Below are 18,957 nucleotides of genomic sequence, written 5' to 3' on the forward strand. Positions count from 1 at the left end.
CCACATCGGTGACATTTGCGAATGGCCGGGTTTTCCCCGGCCATTTTCGTTTCTAGGTGGCCTGCTCAGTGGCCCGGAAAGGCCAAAAGGGCCCGCACCGGAACCCCCATGGCGCGCAAGCGGTCCGCTCCGCCGAGATCGGGCAGGTCCACCATGAAACAGGCGGCCTCCACCTTCGCTCCGATGGACCGCAGCAGCTTCACCGCCCCTTCCGCCGTGCCGCCGGTGGCGATGAGGTCGTCCACCAGGATCACGCGCTCGCCAGGCGCCACGGCGTCCACGTGCATCTCCATCTCGTCCTGGCCATATTCCAGAGCATAGGCCATGCGCACGGTTTCGTGGGGCAGCTTGCCCTTCTTGCGGATCGGCACAAAGCCGGCGGAAAGCTGATGCGCCACCGCCCCGCCAATGATGAAGCCTCGAGCCTCGATGCCGGCGACCTTGTCGATCTTGGCTCCCGCCCAGGGCTGGACCAGTTCGTCGATGGCCCGCCGGAAGGCCCGCGCATCCCCGAGCAGCGTGGTGATGTCCCGGAACAGGATGCCGGGCTTGGGATAGTCCGGAATGGTGCGGATGGCGGCGGAAAGGTCGAAGCTCTGGAAATCGCTCATGGGCCGGTCTCGTGATCGTGGCGCAAGGTGCTCCCCGTCGGGCCGAGCGCCGGTCCGCATGCCTTGAATCGCGGGAGCACTGCACTATGCGCGGCGCACGCCTCTTCTTTCAATGTGTTGGACGGCGATTCCGTGCGCGCGTGTCTCCTGCCCGACGAGCTTGGCCGGGACGCCTGACAGGCGCCCCTGATCCGCGATTCGCCCTCGGGCGTAACAGAAGTGATGCGGCATGCGAAATCAGGCCGCCCCTCCTCGGCAAGACCGGAGACGATCATGGCCCTCACCCGCACGGCCCTCACCCGCAGCCCCCTCACCCGCCGCACCTTTGCGCTCACCTTGCTTGCTGCGCCCCTCGCGCTGGCGGCCACTGTGCCGGCATTCGCGGCGGCGACATTCCAGCCCTACACGCCCGCCGCTTTCGCGGCCGCCGCCAAGGCCGGCGGACCGGTTTTCGTGCATGTCTATGCGCCCTGGTGCCTGCAATGCCGGGCGCAAGAGGCGATCCTGGAGCGGCTGATGACCGACCCCAAATATGCCGGCGCCACGTTCTTCCGGGTCGCCTACGACCAGCAGAAGGACGTGGTGGCTAAGCTCGACGTGCCCCGATCCACCCTCATCGCCTATAAAGCCGGCCGGGAAACCGGCCGCATGTCCTGGGGCGTGACGCAGGATGCGGTGGTCAAGGTGCTGGACACGGCCGCCTGAGGCCAGCCCATGTTCATCGCCCTCAGCTTTCTGGCGGGACTCCTCACCATCCTCAACCCCTGCGTGCTTCCCCTCGTGCCTGTCCTCATCGCAGGCGCGGCGGCCTCGAGCCGCCTGGGCCCCGCCGCCTTGGCGCTGGGGCTGGCGCTGAGCTTTGCCATCAGCGGCACGGCTCTCGCCAGCGCCGGAATCGAGTTCGGGGAATGGTGGCCGCTGCGTGCTGCTGCCGCGCTGCTCCTGTTGGGCGCGGGGCTGGCTCTGCTGGTACCCGCCTTCGGGGCGCGGCTCACGGCGCTGGCAGAACCGGCGGCGCGGCTCGCTGGCGGGCTTTCCAGCCGTATTCCCCCGGGCCTGGCCGGGCAGTTCTGCACCGGCGCCCTGCTCGGCCTCGCCTGGGCGCCCTGCATCGGGCCGACCCTGGGGGCCGCCTTCGTGCTGGCTGCCGCGGAGGGCACACGCGCGGCAGCGGCTTTTTCCATGGCGGTGTTCGGGCTGGGGGCCGGGCTCTCCCTGCTGGCGGCCGGCTATGGGATGCGGCGGCTAACAGGGGCCGGACGGTCGCGCATGGCGGGCGTTTCGTCCACCTCCCGACGCCTGTTCGGCCTGGCGCTCACGTTGGTCGCCATCCTCATCCTCACCGGCTGGGACAAGGTGCTGGAAGGCTTAGTTGTTCAGAACCTGCCCGACTGGTTCGTCACCTTGGCCACCCGCGTGTGAGACTCCAAACGAAAACAGGCCCCGCGAGGGGGCCTGTCTGATCGTCGAGGCGGCGTGGCTCAGTGCGCCACGTCCTTCCAGATCTTCTTCTTGGTGAAATAGAGCAGTCCCGCCAGGACGACCAGGAAGATCATGACCTGGAAGCCCATGCGCTTGCGCGTGTCGAGATGGGGCTCAGCCATCCACATCATGAAGGCCGACACATCGCGGGAATACTGGTCCACCGTCTGCGGCGTGCCGTCCGTGTATTCCACCTGCCCATCGCTCAGCGGCTTGGGCATGGCGATCTGATGACCGGGGAAATACTTGTTGTAGTGCAAGCCCGGCTGGACAGTGGTGCCTTCCGGAGGGTCCACATAGCCCATCAGGAGCGCGTGGATATAGTCCACGCCATGCTCCTGGTACTGAATAAAGGCATCGGTGACGAAGCCGGGAAAGCCCACATGGTAGGAGCGGGCCTTGGCCAGCACCGAGAAGTCCGGTGGCAAGGCGCCCCCGTTGGAGGCGCGGGCGGCCTGGTCATTGGGGAAGGGAGCCGGCCAATGGTCGGACAGGCGCCCAGGGCGCTGGAACATGTCGCCCTGTTCGTTGGGACCATCGGTGATCTGATACTCCGCGGCCACCGCCTTGGCCTGCGCCTCCGAGAAGGAGGGTCCACCCGGCTGGGCGAGGTTGCGGAAATAGAGATAGTTGGCCGAGTGGCACGCCGCGCACACTTCGCGGAACACCTTGAAGCCACGCTGGAGCTGGGCCGTGTCGTAAAGGCCGAACGGGCCAGCGAACGACCAGGATTCGCGGTGGGGGCGGTCATCATGACCCCCTTCGGCCGCCCGGGCGGGCGATCCGAACACGAGGGCCGCCGCGACCGCGCCGAAGAGAATGCTGCGCTTGATCATTGCTCTGTGCGCTCCCGATCAGCCCTTGGTGTGGGGGGCGGAGGCCCCGGCCACGACGGTCGCCCCACCCTTGGCGAGAACCGCATCGGCAATGGAGGCCGGCAGCGGCTTCGGCTTCTCGAACAAGCCGAGCAGCGGGAGGATCACCAGGAAGTGGACGAAATAGTAGACGGTGAGAATACGCGAGGCGATCACGTAGCCGCCTTCGGCCGGCTGGGAGCCGAGATAGCCCAGGCCCACCGACACCACCAGGAAGATCCAGAAGAACTGGCGGAACAGCGGACGATAGCGGGCCGAGCGCACCTTGGACGTATCCAGCCAGGGCAGGAAGGCCAGCACCGCGATGGCGCCGAACATGGCCAGCACGCCGCCCAGCTTGTCCGGCACCGAGCGCAGGATCGCGTAGAAGGGCAGGAAGTACCATTCCGGGACGATGTGCGCAGGGGTCGAGAGCGGATTGGCCGGGATGTAGTTGTCCGAATGGCCGAGATAGTTCGGGATGTAGAAGATGAACCAGGCGAAGAAGATCAGGAACACCACCGTGGCGAAGATGTCCTTGACCGTCGCATAGGGGGTGAAGGGCACCGTGTCCTTGGCGACGCTCTTCACGTCAACGCCGGCCGGATTGTTCTGGCCCACATGGTGCAGCGCCCAGATGTGCAGGCCGACGACGCCGGCAATCATGAAGGGCAGCAGATAGTGCAGCGCAAAGAAGCGGTTGAGGGTGGGGTCGCCCACCGAGTATCCGCCCCACAGCCACTGGACGATGGTCTCGCCGACCCACGGAATGGCAGAGAAGAGGTTGGTGATGACGGTGGCGCCCCAATAGGACATCTGGCCCCACGGCAGCACGTAGCCCATGAAGGCGGTCGCCATCATCAGCAGGTAGATGATCACGCCGAGGATCCACAGCACTTCGCGGGGCGCCTTGTAGGAGCCGTAATAAAGGCCGCGGAAGATGTGGATGTAGACGGCGACGAAGAACATGGAGGCGCCGTTGGCGTGAATGTAGCGGATGAGCCATCCGTAGTCCACGTCGCGCATGATGTGCTCGACCCGGGCGAACGAGATCGGCGCATAGGCCGTGTAGTGCATGGCCAGCACCACGCCGGACACGATCTGGCAGATCAGCATGAACGTCAGGATCGCTCCGAACGTCCACATGTAATTGAGGTTCTTGGGGGTCGGGTAGGCGACGGCGGAGGAATGGGCGAGCCCGATGAGCGGCAGGCGGCTTTCAAACCAGCGCGCCACCTTGCCCTTGGGCTGGTAGGTGGAATGTCCTTCCATGGGGAGCCAACCTTTGTTGGGGGCGACGCGGCGTCAGCCGATCACGATCTTGGTGTCGGAGAGGAACTGATAGGGCGGAACCGGCAGGTTGAGCGGCGCCGGCCCGACGCGCACGCGGCCGGACGAGTCATATTGGGAGCCATGGCAGGGGCAGAACCAGCCGTCATAATTGCCCTGGTGGCCCAGCGGCACGCAGCCAAGGTGGGTGCAGATGCCCACCACCACCAGCCAATTGTCGTGGCCCGACTTCACCCGGTCCTGGTCGGTCTGGGGATCGATGAGCTGGCTCAGCGGCACGGCGCGCGCCAGTTCCACGTCTTTGGGGGCGCGGTTGAAGATGAAGATCGGCTTGCCGCGCCACTGAACGGTCACGATCTGGCCTTCAGTGATGGGGGAAAGATCGACTTCCGTGGTCGAAAGGGCGAGCACCGAACGGTCGGGCTGGAGCTGGGCGATGAAAGGCCAGGCCATTCCCGCCACACCGACGGCGCCCACGGCGCCGGTCGCGATGTAGAGGAAGTCCCGGCGGTTGGTTCCCGTCGTCTCCGTATGTGCCACGGTGCTTGTCCTCCCTGTCCGACCCTCGGACCCTGCCGGCGCAGCTCATCTTGGGGGCCAGCTTGCGCCGAATGCCCCGGTTCAGCGCGCGGCGAGGCCGAGTGCAACAGCTCCGCATGACGCCGAGCGCCACCTTCGAGAGTCTCTAATTGCACCCTCTTTTTTCCTTGTCCAGATCAGGACTGTGCGGCACGCCGTCCCGTCCGGCGCCAGCAAATGCGCGGCTTTGACGCAGGGGCGACAATGGTGCGCCGCACACAAGCATCCAGGGCCATTCCGTCACGCCATCCGCACCGTCCGCGCGGGAGGAGAGAGGATCAAATCTAGCCCTCTTTGGGAGAACACCCATGTGCGCGATCGCCGCAGCGCCGATTGCCCCGTCGGTTCGCTCCCAACCGTCGCTCATCGCCTGCCAGAGGCCGCAGAAGTGGCCCAGAGCCCGAATTTGGGTCCGCGAGTCGGGGCGTCTGAGGGCTTGATTTTCATGCCCCACCCTGGCCTGTGACGGACGGTGCCACGCATATGCGTTCCGCGGCCTCGCCACTGGCCGTCCGCCCCGCCCGGTCGGTGTTGACCGTTCCCACGATCCTGCACGGGAAGACAGTCCTTTGATCCTCGCCCTCTATTGCCCGGACATCGCCCAGAATGCCGGCACGTGCCTGCGCACGGGGGCCTGCCTCGGCGTGCCCGTCCACATCATCGAGCCAGCCGGCTTTCCCGTTGGCAATGCCGCCTTCCGGCGTGCCGGCATGGATTATGTGGATGCGGTGGAATGGGTGCGCCACGCCTCCTTCGCGGCCTTCGAGGCTTGGCGACGGAGCGAAGGGCGGCGTCTTCTTCTGTTCACCACCCGTGGCGCCTCCTCCTATGCCGGCTTCACCTACCGGCCGGGCGATGTGCTGCTGTTCGGCCGCGAGTCGGCGGGCGTTCCCGATGAGGTGCATGCGTGCGCCGACGCCCGCCTGGTGATTCCCCTGCGTCCCGGCCTTCGCTCGCTGAACGTCGCGGTCTCAGCCGGGATCGCGCTGTCCGAAGGGCTGCGCCAGACGGGGCAGCTCCCAGCCTTGCCTGTGTCGTCGTGAGCCGGCCCGAACCTTGACGATGATTGCCGGCGTGTCCGAAAGCCGCCACACATGCGGGAGCTTGCCCACGCGGCACCGCCCATTGCCTTAAGACCGAACCCACCAGGACGCCCCATGCTGCCGCCCGACATCGAAGATCGCAAAGCCCGTGCCCGCGCCTGGTTCGAGGAGCTTCAAGGCCGGATCATCGCGGCCTTCGAGACTCTGGAACATGAGGCGCCCGCGACGCTTTACCCCGAGGCCCCCTCCGCCTTCGTGCGCACCCCCTGGTCGCGCACGGACCATACGGGCGCCCCCGGAGGCGGCGGCACCATGGCGATGATGCATGGGCGGCTGTTCGAGAAAGTGGGCGTGCATACTTCCACGGTTCATGGCGAATTTGCCCCGGAGTTCCGGGCGCAGATTCCCGGCGCGTCGGAGGATCCCCGCTTTTGGGCCTCCGGCATCTCGCTCATTGCTCACATGACCAATCCCCACGTGCCTGCCGTGCACATGAACACCCGTTTCGTGGCGACCACGAAGTGCTGGTTCGGCGGTGGAGCAGACCTCACCCCCGTGCTGGACCGCCGCCGGACGCAAGACGATCCGGATACGAAGGCGTTTCACGCGGCTCTGGAGGGCGCCTGTGCCAGCCATGAGGTCGCCGACTATCAGCGGCTCAAGGCATGGTGCGACGAGTATTTCTTCCTCAAGCATCGCAACGAGCCGCGCGGCATTGGCGGCATTTTCTACGATTGGCTCGACAGCGGGTCGTTCGACGCCGATTTTGCCTTCACGCAGGACGTGGGCCGCGCCTTCCTCGACATATACCCCACCCTGGTCCGCGCGAATTTCGCGACCCCCTGGACCGAGGCGGATCGCGAGGAGCAATTGGTTCGCCGCGGACGCTATGTGGAATTCAACCTGCTTTATGATCGAGGCACCATTTTCGGCCTCAAGACCGGCGGTAACATCGCTTCCATCCTCTCCTCAATGCCGCCCGTGGTGAAGTGGCCCTGAGCGTTCGGATAGCGCCCTGATGAGGGTTTCGTCGCCTCCGTCCGCCGTGCCGGGGCGATGTGATCGCACTGTCATGGAAGCCCGCTATCCCATCGTTATCTTAGCGGAGTTGCTTCCATGGCCATCGCCCCCGGTGAAATCGTCCAGTTGAAGTCCGGCAGCCCGGCCCTGACCGTTGTGGCGGTCGATGGGGATAAGGTCGACGTGGTGTGGTTCTCGGAAGAGACCGGCGAGTTCCGGTCCCAGACGCTTCCGCTCGTCGCCCTGGACGAACTCGAGGTCGAAGAATTCGAGCTCGACGAAGAAGAAGACGAGGAAGACGAATCCGACAACGATTGACGGCGGGCCGCTTGCCGCGACCCTCTGGCAAAGTCAGTGCTCGCTGAGGGCCACTACGGTGGAGAGGATGCTCTCCGCCGTTTCCTTGCTGTCCGGGAAATCCGCCTCACGCCACAACTGCTCGGCGCGCCGCAAGGCCGCGCCCAGGCGAGGGCCTGAAGAAAGACCTCGGGCCTGAAGGTCAGCTGCCGAGAAAGGCGACCGGGGCACCGGCCACGCGCCGACCACCGCCAGGGCTGCCTCCACTTCCGGCAAGGTGGCTGCGTCTCGCGCGGCCGCGTGGAAGATCAGATCCTCGGCCCCCTGCTCTCCTCGATCATAGATGAGTCGGCGCACATCTCGTGGAGACAGCGGGACGGGGCAGGCGCCCGCGCACGTGACCAACCGGCGATATTCGGTGTTGGACAGGCGCAGGCGTTCCCGCAGCCGCTCCGCATCCTCGACAATGCGCACCGCCAGAGCGGCAAGCCGTCGGATCGCGCAAGCCTGCCGCTGGAGGTGCGCTTCAAGAGTCACCAGTCGCTCCAGTGCCCCGAGATGGCCGATGCTCCCCAGCACCCGGCCGAGGAAACCGGTCTCGCTCATCAGCGCAACTGTCTCCGCGGCTCCCAAGGCCTTGAGCAGCTTGATGGTTTCGCGCCCGACCCGTTCCCGAGACAATCGCTCGATGCCCTCCCGCTGGCGCAGGGCCGCGTGCAACGCCTCGGGATCCACGGGCCCCCGGCCATAGCCCGCATGGAAGCGGAACAGGCGCAGAATGCGCAGATGGTCCTCGCGGATACGGGTCTCGGCGTCGCCGATGAAGCGCACCCGCCCCGCTTCCAGGTCCGCAATGCCGCCGATGAGATCGATCACCTGCCCGTCGGGTCGCGCATAGAGGGCGTTCATGGTAAAGTCGCGCCTCAGCGCATCCGCCAGCCAGTCGCGCCCGAACCGCACCACCGCATGGCGCCCGTCCGTCTCCACGTCCTCGCGCAGCGTCGTGACCTCGAAGCCGATGCCTTCGCTGACCACGGTCACGGTGCCATGGTCGATGCCCGTCGGAACGGCCTTCAGCCCGGCGGCCTGCGCTCGTCGCATCACTTCGGACGGTAGCGCAGTCGTCGCCAGATCCACTTCCCCGGCCGGACGGCCAAGGAGCGCATCCCGCACGGCCCCGCCCACGAGCCGCACCTCCTCCCCCTCGCCATCCAGCACCGCCAGCACCCGTCGCAGCGGAGCGCTGTCCAGCCATGGTGAACCGGCGAGGGTCCGAACCGTCACTTCAACTGGCCCGGCTTGAAGACGCCGTCCTCTACCTGCGCGGGCGTATAGTGCGCCCCGGGGCGAGCGCCGCGCTCCTGCTCGAACACCAGCAGCCCCCCCGCCACCAGCACCAGGGCCACGAGGGAAAGCAGCATGATCGCCTTGGGCGTCCAATGCGCCAGGATCAAGGTCCGGTGGGAGAAATACATGAACGCCGCATAGGCGGCGAACGGCAGGAGGAACAGGCTTCCTTCGATCAGCAACGCGCGCAGCATCAGGCATAGACCCGTTCGTAGAGGTTTCTCAGCATCCCGGCGGTCGCTCCCCAGATGAAATGATCCTGGTAGGGCATGGCATAGAAATGACGCAGCACGCCATTGCGCAGGCCCGATTGGCGCTGGTGGTTGGATGGCGCCATCAGGAAGGCGAGCGGCACCTCGAACGCGTCCTGCACTTCTGCCGGATTGATCTTCAGATGATAGTCCGGCGCGACCCGCGCCACCACCGGCACGATCCAGAATCCAGTGCTGGAGAGATAGCCGTCAAGGAAACCGAGCGGTGTGATGAAGCCGGCCTCCAGGCCCACCTCTTCCCACGCCTCCCGGAGCGCGGCCGCCACCTCGTCCCGGTCGCCGGGATCGATGCGGCCGCCGGGAAAGGCGATTTGGCCGGGATGGTGCGACAGTTTCTCCGAGCGCAAGGTCAGGAGCACGGTGGGCTCGGGCCGGGCCACCACGGGCACCAGCACCGCCGCATGCCGAAGCGCGCGCTGTGGCATGTGAAGGCTGGGATCATCGGACAGGGAATGGTCGCCATTCACTTGCGTGCCATTCACTTGCACGCCCTCGGCCATAGGCGGGGGTGGCGCTGGCAGAAGGCGATGACGGGCGCGCGCGAGGAAATCCTCCAGCGGATCGAGCGAGACCTCGCTCATGCGGAGGCCCGGTCGAGATCGGCTGCCGCCATCATGGGATAGAAGCGCCCGCCCGAAGCGACGCCGAACATGGCCACACCTTCCACTTCGCGCACCTCTCCCATCTCCACAAGCTCGATGAAGACGGACCGCGTCAGGCGCGCCTCCAGTCCTCGCCGCACATGCACATAGGGACGCAACTCCCCATCCTCGGCGCCGGGCACGAAGCGCAAATCGTGCCCCTCCCCGCACCGGACGATATCGTCGAGATTGGTGCGGAAGACCAGCACCCGGCCCGCACCGGTTTCCTCCCGCGCCACATCCACCGCCAGGAAAGGCGCGTCTTCAACGGTCAGGCCGATCTTTTCGGCCGGCGTCTTCAGGACGAAGCGCTCCCCCTCCCGGGTGAGCACAGACGCGAACAGACGCACCAGGGCCGGCCTGCCGATGGGCGTACCGGCATAGAACCAGGTGCCGTCGGCTGCGATTCGCATGTCCATGTCGCCGCAATCGGGCGGGTTCCACATCTCGACTGGCGCCGGTCCCCGCCCTCCGGCCGCGGACGCGGCGGCGATCAGGCCATCGAGGCGCGAGGCCCTGGAATGAGACGGCGGCGGGCCGCCGGCAGGTTCTCCCATGGAACACCTCTCAAGGAGTTGAGGGCCGCATGCGTGGAACGAGCAATGCGGCGTGTCGACGTGGCCCCAACTTATCGTAAGCTCGCCCTTCTGCCCTCCGCGATCGGATCATTTCGCCGGGAGCGGATCGGGCTTTCTCTCGCCTACTTTCGGCGAGAGGATGGCCGGCGAACGGGAGTGATGGCATGTCGGCACCGAGCGAGACCTTCGACCTGGACCAGATGATCATCCGCAACGCGGAGACGGCCGCCGCCAGCGTGCGGGCCGCCCGCACCGCCATTGCCTCCGTCATCTTCGGCCAGGAAGCGGTCATCGACCGGGCACTCATCACCATTCTCGCGGGCGGCCATGCCTTGCTCGTGGGCGTACCGGGCCTGGCCAAGACCAAGCTGGTGGAAACAATGGGCACGGTGCTGGGCCTCGATGCCCGGCGCGTGCAATTCACGCCCGACCTCATGCCATCGGACATTCTCGGCGCCGAGGTTCTGGAAGAGGGCATGGGCGGCAAGCGGGCGTTCCGCTTCATCCGCGGGCCGATCTTCGCCCAGTTGCTGATGGCAGACGAGATCAACCGCGCCAGCCCCCGCACCCAGTCCGCTTTGCTCCAGGCCATGCAGGAATACCACGTCACGGTCGCCGGCGAGCGCCACGACCTGCCAAAGCCGTTCCACGTGCTTGCCACCCAGAACCCGCTGGAGCAGGAGGGCACCTATCCCCTGCCCGAAGCTCAGCTCGACCGTTTCCTGATGGAAATCGACGTCGACTATCCCGACCGCGATGCCGAGCGGCGCATCCTGTTCGACACCACGGGTGCCGAAGACACCAAGCCACGTGCGGCCATGGCGGTGGAAGACCTCCTCTCCGCCCAGCGCCTGGTGCGCCGCCTGCCCGTGGGCGAATCGGTGGTGGAGGCCATCCTGACTCTGGTACGCTCCGCTCGTCCCGGCGCCGAGGGGCCGGAAGCCAAATACATCGCCTGGGGCCCGGGTCCCCGCGCCAGCCAGGCCTTGATGCTGGCCGTGCGCGCCCGCGCCCTCCTGGACGGGCGCTTCGCGCCGTCGGTGGACGATGTGGCAGCCCTCGCCGAGCCGGTCCTGAAGCACCGGATGGCCCTCACTTTCGCCGCCCGCGCCGACGGGCAATCGGTGACAGGCATCGTGCGCCGGCTGACTGAGCGGCTCGGGTGAAGGAGCGCTCCGTGACGGCCGAGATCCAAGCGTCCGTCGACCAGGCCAAGGAAGCCTCCTCGGCCCTGTCCGCTTCCATGCCCCGCCTCGTTCTGGAGGCCCGCCGTATTGCGTCCTCCGTTCAGCATGGCCTGCACGGGCGGCGGCGGCCGGGGAGCGGCGAGAATTTCTGGCAGTATCGCCGCTTTCTCGACGGGGAGCCGGCTGCGCGCGTGGACTGGCGCCGCTCGGCACGCGACGACCATCTTTATGTGCGCGAAAGGGAATGGGAGGCAGCCCACACGGTGTGGATCTGGCCGAACCTCTCCCCCTCCATGATCTATGCCTCCGCCCGCCTCGCGCCCAAGCGCGACCGGGCGCTCGTCATCGCTTTCGCCCTGGCCGACCTTCTGGTGAAGGGCGGCGAGCGGGTGGGTGTGCCGGATCTTCTGCGCCCCTCCGCCAGCCGCCGCATCGTGGAGCGCATGGCCGAGGCGGTCTTGCATGCGGGCACCGGGCCTGCCTTGCCGCCCGCCTTCGGGCCGTCCCCGCTCGCGGAACTGGTGCTGCTGGGCGACTTCTGGAGCCCCACGCAGACCGTTTGCACGCGCATCGAGCAACTGGCCGGCAGTGGTGCTCACGGCCATGTGGTGCAGATTGTCGATCCCTCGGAGGAGACCTTTCCGTTTTCCGGCCGCATCGCCTTTCATGCCCCAGAGGGCGGCGAGAGCCTGACGGTGGGCCGCGCCGAGACGTGGCGCCCGGATTATGAGGCAAGGCTTGCCGCCCACCGCGCGGCCCTGCGCGACACCTGCCTGCGGCTTGGCTGGGGCTTTGTGGTTCACCGCACCGATCGCCCTGCCAGCGAACTCCTCCTGGCGTTGCACGCTCGCATGGGAGCCGGTGCCACTGCTCCGGGAGCCGGCGTTCCGGACATGCGGCAGGAGGATGCGCCCGCATGATGGGATTGCCGCTCGCCTTCGCGACACCGCTGGTTCTGGCTGCCTTTGTCGCCTTGCCCCTCCTCTGGTTCCTGCTGCGTGTGGTGCCTCCCAAGCCGCGCGAACTGGTCTTTCCCCCCACCCGCCTGCTGCTGGAAATCAAGCCGAAGGAAGAGACCCCTGCCCGCACCCCCTGGTGGCTGACGGCGCTGCGCCTGTTGCTGGCGGCCCTCGTCATCATTGCCGCGGCGGGACCGATCTGGAATCCGCCCGCAGCAACCCCAAGCGCCGCCGGACCGATGATCCTCGTCCTCGACCAGGGCTGGCCCTCGGCGCCGACCTGGGACCAGCGGATCGCGACGGCGTCCGGCCTCATCGACCAGGCCGAAGCGGAAGGGCGCGGCATTGCGCTCATTCCGACCGCCGAGGTGCCGAAGGAGGTGTCGCTTCTTCTGCCCGTGCAGGCGCGAGAAAAGCTACGCTCGCTGGCGCCCGTTCCCTATCTGGCGGACCGCAAGGACGCCTTCGCTCTCGCCGCACGCCATGTGGCCGCCGAGCCTCAGGCGGGTCTTGTCTTCATTTCCGACGGGGTGGAGCTCCAGAGGGAGGCGGAGGGCACGGTCATTCCGCAGATGAAGCTCGCCCAGCCCGCCTTGGTCATCAGCGGCGGCCTTTCCGCCCCTCTCGCCCTGGCGGCACCGGAAAACGCGGCTGGTGCGCTCAGCGTAAAGGTGCTGCGGGCAGAGGCTGGCGCCGCTCGCGCGGGGCGGGTGGAGGCCAAGGACCAAAAGGGCCTCAGCCTCGGCGAAGCCCCCTTCTCCTTCGCCGCGGACGCCAAGGAAGCGGAAGCCCGTTTCGACATTCCGGTGGAAGTGCGCAACGATATCGCCCGGCTTGAAATTGTCGGCGAGCATTCCGCCGGGGCGGTGCAATTGCTGGATAAGCGTTGGCGCCGCCGAACCGTTGGCGTGGTGTCAGGCGCCAGTTCCGATACCGGCCAGCCCCTGCTGGCACCGACCTACTACCTCTCTCGCGCGCTTGGGCCCTTCGCCGATGTGCGCATCGCCGATGCCGGCGCGCCTGCAGAAGCCATCAATCGCCTCCTCGACCAGCGCGTCCCGGTGCTGGTGCTGACGGACGTGGGTACCATTCCCCCCGCGACCCGCACGCGCCTCCTGCGCTTCGTGGAGGATGGCGGCGTCTTGGTGCGCTTTGCGGGGCCGCGCCTTGCCAATGCGCAGGACGACCTTCTGCCCGTCCGCCTGCGGCGCGGCGGGCGCGTGCTGGGCGGCTCCCTGTCCTGGGAAACGCCTCAGGCGCTGGGCAACCTGACGCCGGACGGCCCCTTCCGCGATCTGCCCTTGCCCAATGATGTCACGGTTACCCGCCAGGTCCTGGCCGAGCCGGACGGCGCTCTGGGCGAGCGCACCTGGGCGAGCTTGAAGGACGGGACCCCCCTGGTCACTGGCGTGCGCCGGGGCAAGGGCACCTTGGTCCTCTTCCATGTGACCGCGGATACGTCCTGGTCCAACCTGCCTTTGTCGGGCACATTCGTAGAGATGTTGCGCCACGTGATCGCTCTCGCCGACACGTCGGCCGTCGCCGAGGAGGCACCGGCCGCCAGCCCGCTCACACGCGCCGCGCCGGCCTCCATCCGGCCGGGCCGCGTGCTGGACGGATTCGGCGCCTTCCAGCCCCCCGGCCCGCTGGTGCGTCCGCTTCCCGCTTCGTTCACCGGCCGCGCCAGCGCCGAACATCCGCCCGGCTTCTATGGCCCGTCCGACGGCCTTGTGGCGGTGAATGCCCTCCTGCCCGCCGATCGGCTCGCGCCTTTCGACACATCACCCCTGGGCGCAAACGTGGAGCCGCTGCGAGCTGGCGAGCAGCGCGATCTGCGCGGGCCGGTCCTGATCGCCATGCTGGGCCTTCTGCTGCTGGACGCACTGGCGGTCTTGTTCCTGGCGGGCGGGCTGTCGCGGCTAACGGGACGGCGCGCCCGCGCCGCAGCCGGGGCGCTTCTCGCGGCTCTCGCCCTTTCAGCTCTCGCCCCCCTGCCCTCGCCCGCGCGAGCGGACGATGCCTATGCGGTGAAGGCCGCCAACCAGACGCATCTGGCCTATGTGCGCACGGGCGATGCTGAAGTGGACAAGATCAGCCAGGCCGGCCTTGCTGGCCTCACCACCTTCCTCGGCCAGCGCACCGCGCTCCAAGCGGGCGAACCACTGGGCGTGGACCTCGCCAAGGACGAACTCTCCTTCTTCCCCCTGCTCTACTGGCCGATCCTTCCCAACCAGCCCACCCCGAGCCCGGCGGTGCTGGCGCGGGTGGATGCCTTCATGAAGCAGGGCGGGACAGTGATCTTCGACACGCGCGATGCGCTTGAGGCAACGCCCGGCGGCTCCGGGCCTCTGACTCCCGCCGGCCGCAAGCTGCGCGAGATCCTGTCCGGTCTCGACATTCCAGAGCTTGAGCCTGTCCCGCGTGACCATGTTCTGACCAAGGCCTTCTATCTCCTGCGGGATTTCCCCGGTCGCTTCACCGGAGGCACGACGTGGGTAGAAGCCCTGCCGGCCGCGCGCGACGGCGAGGAGCGGCCTGCCCGCGCGGGAGACGGGGTCTCGCCCGTCATCATCACCGGCAATGATCTCGCGGGCGCCTGGGCCGTCGGACAGGCAGGCGAGCCACTCCTGCCGCTCACGCCCGGCGAGCCGCGCCAGCGGGAATTTGCATTCCGCACCGGGGCCAACATCGCCATGTACGTGCTCACCGGCAATTACAAGGCCGACCAAGTGCATGTGCCGGCCCTGCTGGAGCGCCTTGGCCAATGACCTATGGGCTGACCTTCGACCCCTTCATTCCCCTGCCCGCCTTGCTCGTCGCCGCGGCAGTGGCCGCGCTTCTTGCAGGCCTGCTGGTGGTCACTCGGACCCGTGGCGCGGTGTTTCGCACGCTCGCCCTGTGCGCCGGGCTTCTGGCGCTCGCAAACCCCTCGCTGACGCGGGAGGAACGCGAGCCGCTGACGTCGGTCGCCGCCGTGGTGGTGGATAAGAGCGCCAGCCAGGATTTCGGCGACCGCACCGCCCAGACCGAAGCGGCGCGGACGGCGCTGGTGGAGCGGCTGGAGCGCCTCGGCAATGTGGAGGTGCGGGTCATCGAGGCCAATGCGCGCGACGGCGAGAGCGATGGCACTCGCCTGTTCGCCGCGCTTTCCGCCGGCCTCGCGGACGTGCCGCCCGAGCGGGTGGCGGGCGCCGTGCTCATCACAGACGGGCGCATCCACGACGTTCCCTCAGACCCGTCTGGGCTGGGCTTCTCCGCCCCGGTCCATGGCCTGATCACGGGCCGGGCCGGCGAAAAGGACCGCCGCGTGGCTTTGGAAAAAGCGCCCCGCTTCGGCATTGTTGGCCAGCGGCAGAGCCTGACCTTCCGCGTCACCGACGAGGGGCTTCCCGCCGGCACGCGCCTCACCGCAACTGTCCGGCGCGACGGCGAAGTGGTGGCGACGCCCATGGTTACCACCGGGCAGCCGGCCACCGTTGAGGTGGAGATCACGCATGCGGGTCCCAATATCGTCGAGGTGGAGGTGCCACCCCTTCCGGACGAGTTGACGCCGGTGAACAACCGCGTGGCCGTCTCCATCGACGGCGTGCGCGACAAGCTGCGGGTGCTGCTCGTATCAGGCGAACCGAACGTGGGCGAGCGCACGTGGCGCAACCTCTTGAAGAGCGACGCCAATGTGGACCTCGTCCACTTCACCATCCTGCGTCCGCCGGAGAAGCAGGATGGCACGCCCATCAATGAACTCTCGCTGATCGCCTTCCCCACACGCGAGTTGTTCCAGACCAAGATCCGCGACTTCGACCTGATCATCTTCGACCGCTATTCCCAACAGGGGGTGCTGCCGCAGGTCTATTTCGACAATATCGTGCGCTATGTGCGCGCCGGCGGCGCCATCCTGGTGGCTGCGGGCACGGACTATGTGGAGCCCGGCTCGCTCTACAACACGCCGCTTGAGGAAATCCTGCCGGCGGCCCCCACGGGCGCCACCACCGAGCAGCCGTTCCGCACCCAGTTGACCAATCCCGGCAAGCGCCACCCCGTGACGCGCGCCTTGCCCGGTGCCGAGACGAACCCGCCCTCCTGGAGCCGGTTCTTCCGCGTCATCGATGCGGAGGCCCGGTCGGGCACGGCGGTGCTGGCGGGGCCACAGGACAAGCCGGTCCTGATCCTCGACCGGGTGGGCGAAGGGCGCGTCGCCCTGCTCCTGTCCGACCATTTCTGGCTCTGGGCGCGCGGTTATGAGGGCGGTGGCCCCTATATCGACCTGCTGCGTCGCCTCTCACACTGGCTCATGAAGGAGCCGGACCTGGAGGAGGAGCGCCTGCGCCTCTTCACCTCCAGCCGCGAGCTGGTGGTGGAGCGCCAAACCATGGCCGATACGGCGCCCCCCGCGCGCATCACGCCGCCCACTGGACCGGAACGCACGCTCACCATGACCCAGGTGGAACCGGGCCTCTGGCGCGCCACCACGCCGGCCGACCAGTTGGGCTTGTGGCGCGCCGCCAACGGCAATCTCAACGCGCTCGCCAATATCGGCCCGCTTAATCCGAAGGAATTTGCCGAGGTGACGAGCACGAAGGACGTGCTCGCACCCGTCTCGAACGCCACGGGCGGCCGGGTCTGGCGCCTGGCGGATCTCTCCGGCGGCGTGCCCCGCGTGGTGGCGGTGAGCACGGGCGAACGGCTGGCGGGCGAGGACTGGTTGGGCCTTCGCACGCGGGATGTGAGCGTGGTGACCGGCATCGGCCTCTTCCCGGTCTTTGCCGGCCTCACCGGCCTGCTGCTCCTCCTCGGCCTGATCTCGCTGAGTTGGATCCGCGAGGGACGCTGATGCCCCTCGCGACGCGCCTCAGCGCACTGGAGGCGCCGGCGTTTTCAAGGGCGGCACCAGCACGGCCCGCCATGCCTCCAGAGCGTGGAGCGCGCCGGCCACGTTGAGATGGCCGCCGTCCAGGAACAGGGGCACGCCGTCGGCTGTGGGGCGGCACGTGCTGTCGTCGCAATAGAGAAGCCGGGGGCGGAACAGGCTGCGGCCCGGCTTTTCATCCGCAAGACCCTGCAACCAGGATTCAAGGGCAGAGGCATCCGCATCGGAGGCGGACCGCGTCACGTTGCAGACGGTTTCGTCATTCCCCGCAAAGCGTCGGCGCAGCACGCAGCGGCCGCCGCCGGTGGAAAAGCCGCCCGCGCTGCCGACAAGAAGCACCGGCTTGCCCGCTGCGGAGAAGGCGTCCAGTGCCGCAGCGAGGCGCGCCCGGTCAGCGGGCGGATCGTTGGCCCAGTTTCCGGCAATGACCACCAGCCGCACCTGCGGATCCGCGATCAGCCGTGCCAGGGATTGGGCACGGAACGCGTTGCAGGCTTGCTGCTCGGACCGCGCGAGCGGACTCATGGCCGGATCGGGTGCCAGCGGCGCACAGCCCGCCTTGGTAACCTGCCAGAATCCGAATCCTTCTTCCTGACCAAGGCGGTCGAGAGCAGGACCGTGATGGTCTCCGAAGGAATCGCCCCACAGCGCCACCACCGGCGCCCGCGAATCGGGATCGCCAAAGCGGCACTGGCCTTCGGGCGGCATGGTGCCGCCGGGTCCAAGGAGGCAAGAGGCGCGCCCCTTCCAATAGGTGCCCACCGTCTGCTCCGCCTGGAGATAGGCCGCGGTGGCGCGGCCCGGCAGTCCGCCTGTCGCCACCATGACCCAGCCAAGGCCCGTAAGGCCCGCCAATACGGCGATCCCCACTCCCACACTGCGCCACTCACTGGCCGCCTGGGCCGGGCCATGGCGGCGGAACGGCGCTTCCACGAAACGCCAGGAGAGCGCCGAGAGCACCAGCATGGCCGCGAACAGCCCTATGCCTTCCACCAGTTCCGGCGACCGGAAGGTCAGGAAGCGATGGATCGCAATGATCGGCCAATGCCACAGATAGAGCGAATAGGAGATGAGGCCGATCCACACCAGGGGCGCCAGCGCCAGGAGGCGGCCGACCCATGTGGTGCGCCCGTCCTCCCCGGCCCAGATGAGGCACAGCGCGCCCACTGTCGGGACAAGGGCTGTGGCGCCGGGAAAGATGGTGCCGTGTCCAAACGAGGCATAGGCGAAGCCGATGAGGCCAAGGCCGACGAGCGCCACCCCTTCCGCCTGAAAGATGGTACGCAGGCGCGGCAGGTAGCCCAGGGCGAGGACCGACCCCAGCAGCAGTTCCCAGAACCGGCCGAGCGAATTGTAGAAGGCCGGACCCGGCCTCAGCACCGCGTTTCGCGTGGACACCACCAGCGAGGCGATAACGAGCGCCCAGATGACATAGGGCCGGATGCGCGCGAGGCGCGGGTGGAACAAGAGAGCCAGGAGCAGGGGCCAGGCCAGGTAGAATTGCTCCTCCACCGAAAGAGACCAGGTGTGGAGCAGCCATTGCTCGTCGGGCGCCGCGCCGAAATAGCCGGTGGCGGAAAGGAAATAGCGGTTGGCAAAAAAGGTCGAAGCAGCCTGGAGCGACTTGCCGAACGCCACCAGCATCCCCGGCGGCAGCAGGATGAGCGCCGCCACCGAAGTGGCAAGCGCCACTGCCGCATAAGCCGGCACGATGCGCCGGACGCGCCGGTCATAGAAGGTCAGCAAACTGAAGCGCTGCGCCTCCAGGTCCTGGGCGAGGAGCTTGGTGATGAGGTAGCCGGAAATGACGAAGAAGATGTCGACGCCCACATAGCCGCCGGGCACCAGGCGCTCGTCGAGGTGGTAGAGAACGACCGGAAGAACTGCCAGGGCGCGCAAGCCGCCAATGTCCGCCCTGTACCGCATTCAC

Annotated in this window: 18 protein-coding genes; 9 read left to right on the forward strand and 9 right to left on the reverse strand. The window is 67.5% G+C overall.

From position 1 onward, the window contains the following. Positions 1–65: 65 nt before the first annotated feature. Positions 66–611, reverse strand: a complete 546-nt coding sequence (locus PV781_RS06990; protein WP_274774913.1) for an adenine phosphoribosyltransferase — start codon at positions 609–611, stop codon at positions 66–68. 273 nt (positions 612–884) lie between these two features. Between PV781_RS06990 and PV781_RS06995 the strand changes: the two genes are divergently transcribed. Continuing rightward, positions 885–1,316: a thioredoxin family protein gene (locus PV781_RS06995; protein ID WP_274774914.1), complete on the forward strand. Its 432-nt coding sequence runs from the start codon at positions 885–887 to the stop codon at positions 1,314–1,316. 9 nt (positions 1,317–1,325) lie between these two features. Further along, positions 1,326–2,033, forward strand: coding sequence for a cytochrome c biogenesis CcdA family protein (locus PV781_RS07000; RefSeq protein WP_274774915.1), 708 nt, complete (start codon positions 1,326–1,328; stop codon positions 2,031–2,033). A 59-nt stretch (positions 2,034–2,092) separates the two neighbouring features. Here the strand turns inward: PV781_RS07000 and PV781_RS07005 are convergent, their stop codons facing one another. From PV781_RS07005 to petA, 3 genes are read right to left on the reverse strand one after another with little or no spacing between them, the layout of a single operon-like run. Further along, the gene (locus PV781_RS07005; protein WP_274774916.1) at positions 2,093–2,929 is read right to left on the reverse strand and encodes a cytochrome c1; all 837 of its coding nucleotides are present in this window, start codon (positions 2,927–2,929) and stop codon (positions 2,093–2,095) included. Between the two features lie 18 nt (positions 2,930–2,947). Further along, positions 2,948–4,219 (reverse strand): cytochrome b, encoded by a 1,272-nt coding sequence (locus tag PV781_RS07010; RefSeq protein ID WP_274774917.1) that lies wholly within the window; start codon positions 4,217–4,219, stop codon positions 2,948–2,950. 33 nt (positions 4,220–4,252) lie between these two features. Continuing rightward, positions 4,253–4,777 (reverse strand): ubiquinol-cytochrome c reductase iron-sulfur subunit, encoded by a 525-nt coding sequence (petA, locus tag PV781_RS07015; RefSeq protein WP_274774918.1) that lies wholly within the window; start codon positions 4,775–4,777, stop codon positions 4,253–4,255. Positions 4,778–5,385: 608 nt separating this feature from the next. On the opposite strand from petA, the gene PV781_RS07020 reads away from it, so the two are divergent. The 3 genes from PV781_RS07020 to PV781_RS07030 all read left to right on the forward strand — a co-directional run bounded on the left by PV781_RS07020 (position 5,386) and on the right by PV781_RS07030 (position 7,197). Then, positions 5,386–5,859 carry a tRNA (cytidine(34)-2'-O)-methyltransferase gene (locus PV781_RS07020; protein ID WP_274774919.1) on the forward strand — a complete coding sequence of 158 codons (474 nt, stop codon included), beginning with the start codon at positions 5,386–5,388 and terminating at the stop codon, positions 5,857–5,859. 114 nt (positions 5,860–5,973) lie between these two features. Next, complete coding sequence (gene hemF / locus PV781_RS07025; protein ID WP_274774920.1) at positions 5,974–6,858, forward strand: oxygen-dependent coproporphyrinogen oxidase; 885 nt, start codon at positions 5,974–5,976, stop codon at positions 6,856–6,858. Between the two features lie 117 nt (positions 6,859–6,975). Continuing rightward, positions 6,976–7,197 carry a DUF2158 domain-containing protein gene (locus tag PV781_RS07030; protein WP_274774921.1) on the forward strand — a complete coding sequence of 74 codons (222 nt, stop codon included), beginning with the start codon at positions 6,976–6,978 and terminating at the stop codon, positions 7,195–7,197. 33 nt (positions 7,198–7,230) lie between these two features. Here PV781_RS07030 and PV781_RS07035 read toward each other — a convergent pair whose 3' ends face one another. Genes PV781_RS07035 through PV781_RS07050 form a run of 4 tightly spaced genes read right to left on the reverse strand, consistent with a single transcriptional unit; the run spans position 7,231 to position 9,993 of the window. Continuing rightward, positions 7,231–8,460, reverse strand: coding sequence for a CCA tRNA nucleotidyltransferase (locus PV781_RS07035; protein ID WP_274774922.1), 1,230 nt, complete (start codon positions 8,458–8,460; stop codon positions 7,231–7,233). Next, positions 8,457–8,717: a DUF6111 family protein gene (locus PV781_RS07040; protein WP_274774923.1), complete on the reverse strand. Its 261-nt coding sequence runs from the start codon at positions 8,715–8,717 to the stop codon at positions 8,457–8,459. The genes PV781_RS07035 and PV781_RS07040 overlap by 4 nt, the downstream gene beginning before the upstream one ends. After that, complete coding sequence (locus tag PV781_RS07045; RefSeq protein ID WP_274774924.1) at positions 8,717–9,376, reverse strand: CoA pyrophosphatase; 660 nt, start codon at positions 9,374–9,376, stop codon at positions 8,717–8,719. Before PV781_RS07045 ends, PV781_RS07040 begins: the two co-directional genes overlap by 1 nt. Then, positions 9,373–9,993 (reverse strand): DUF1285 domain-containing protein, encoded by a 621-nt coding sequence (locus PV781_RS07050; RefSeq protein WP_274774925.1) that lies wholly within the window; start codon positions 9,991–9,993, stop codon positions 9,373–9,375. Before PV781_RS07050 ends, PV781_RS07045 begins: the two co-directional genes overlap by 4 nt. Before the next feature lie 185 nt (positions 9,994–10,178). Between PV781_RS07050 and PV781_RS07055 the strand changes: the two genes are divergently transcribed. Genes PV781_RS07055 through PV781_RS07070 form a run of 4 tightly spaced genes read left to right on the forward strand, consistent with a single transcriptional unit; the run spans position 10,179 to position 16,991 of the window. After that, positions 10,179–11,180: an AAA family ATPase gene (locus PV781_RS07055; RefSeq protein ID WP_274774926.1), complete on the forward strand. Its 1,002-nt coding sequence runs from the start codon at positions 10,179–10,181 to the stop codon at positions 11,178–11,180. Between the two features lie 11 nt (positions 11,181–11,191). Beyond that, complete coding sequence (locus PV781_RS07060; RefSeq protein WP_274774927.1) at positions 11,192–12,121, forward strand: DUF58 domain-containing protein; 930 nt, start codon at positions 11,192–11,194, stop codon at positions 12,119–12,121. After that, on the forward strand, positions 12,118–14,928 hold the full coding sequence (locus tag PV781_RS07065) for a DUF4159 domain-containing protein (RefSeq protein ID WP_274774928.1): 2,811 nt from the start codon (positions 12,118–12,120) through the stop codon (positions 14,926–14,928). The genes PV781_RS07060 and PV781_RS07065 overlap by 4 nt, the downstream gene beginning before the upstream one ends. Then, positions 14,925–16,991 carry a hypothetical protein gene (locus tag PV781_RS07070; protein WP_274774929.1) on the forward strand — a complete coding sequence of 689 codons (2,067 nt, stop codon included), beginning with the start codon at positions 14,925–14,927 and terminating at the stop codon, positions 16,989–16,991. The genes PV781_RS07065 and PV781_RS07070 overlap by 4 nt, the downstream gene beginning before the upstream one ends. 18 nt (positions 16,992–17,009) lie before the next feature. Here the strand turns inward: PV781_RS07070 and PV781_RS07075 are convergent, their stop codons facing one another. Then, positions 17,010–18,926, reverse strand: coding sequence for an acyltransferase family protein (locus PV781_RS07075; protein WP_342455439.1), 1,917 nt, complete (start codon positions 18,924–18,926; stop codon positions 17,010–17,012). Positions 18,927–18,957 lie beyond the last annotated feature (31 nt).

This window comes from Aquabacter sediminis (assembly GCF_028863665.1).
Classification (GTDB): Bacteria; Pseudomonadota; Alphaproteobacteria; order Rhizobiales; family Xanthobacteraceae; genus L1I39.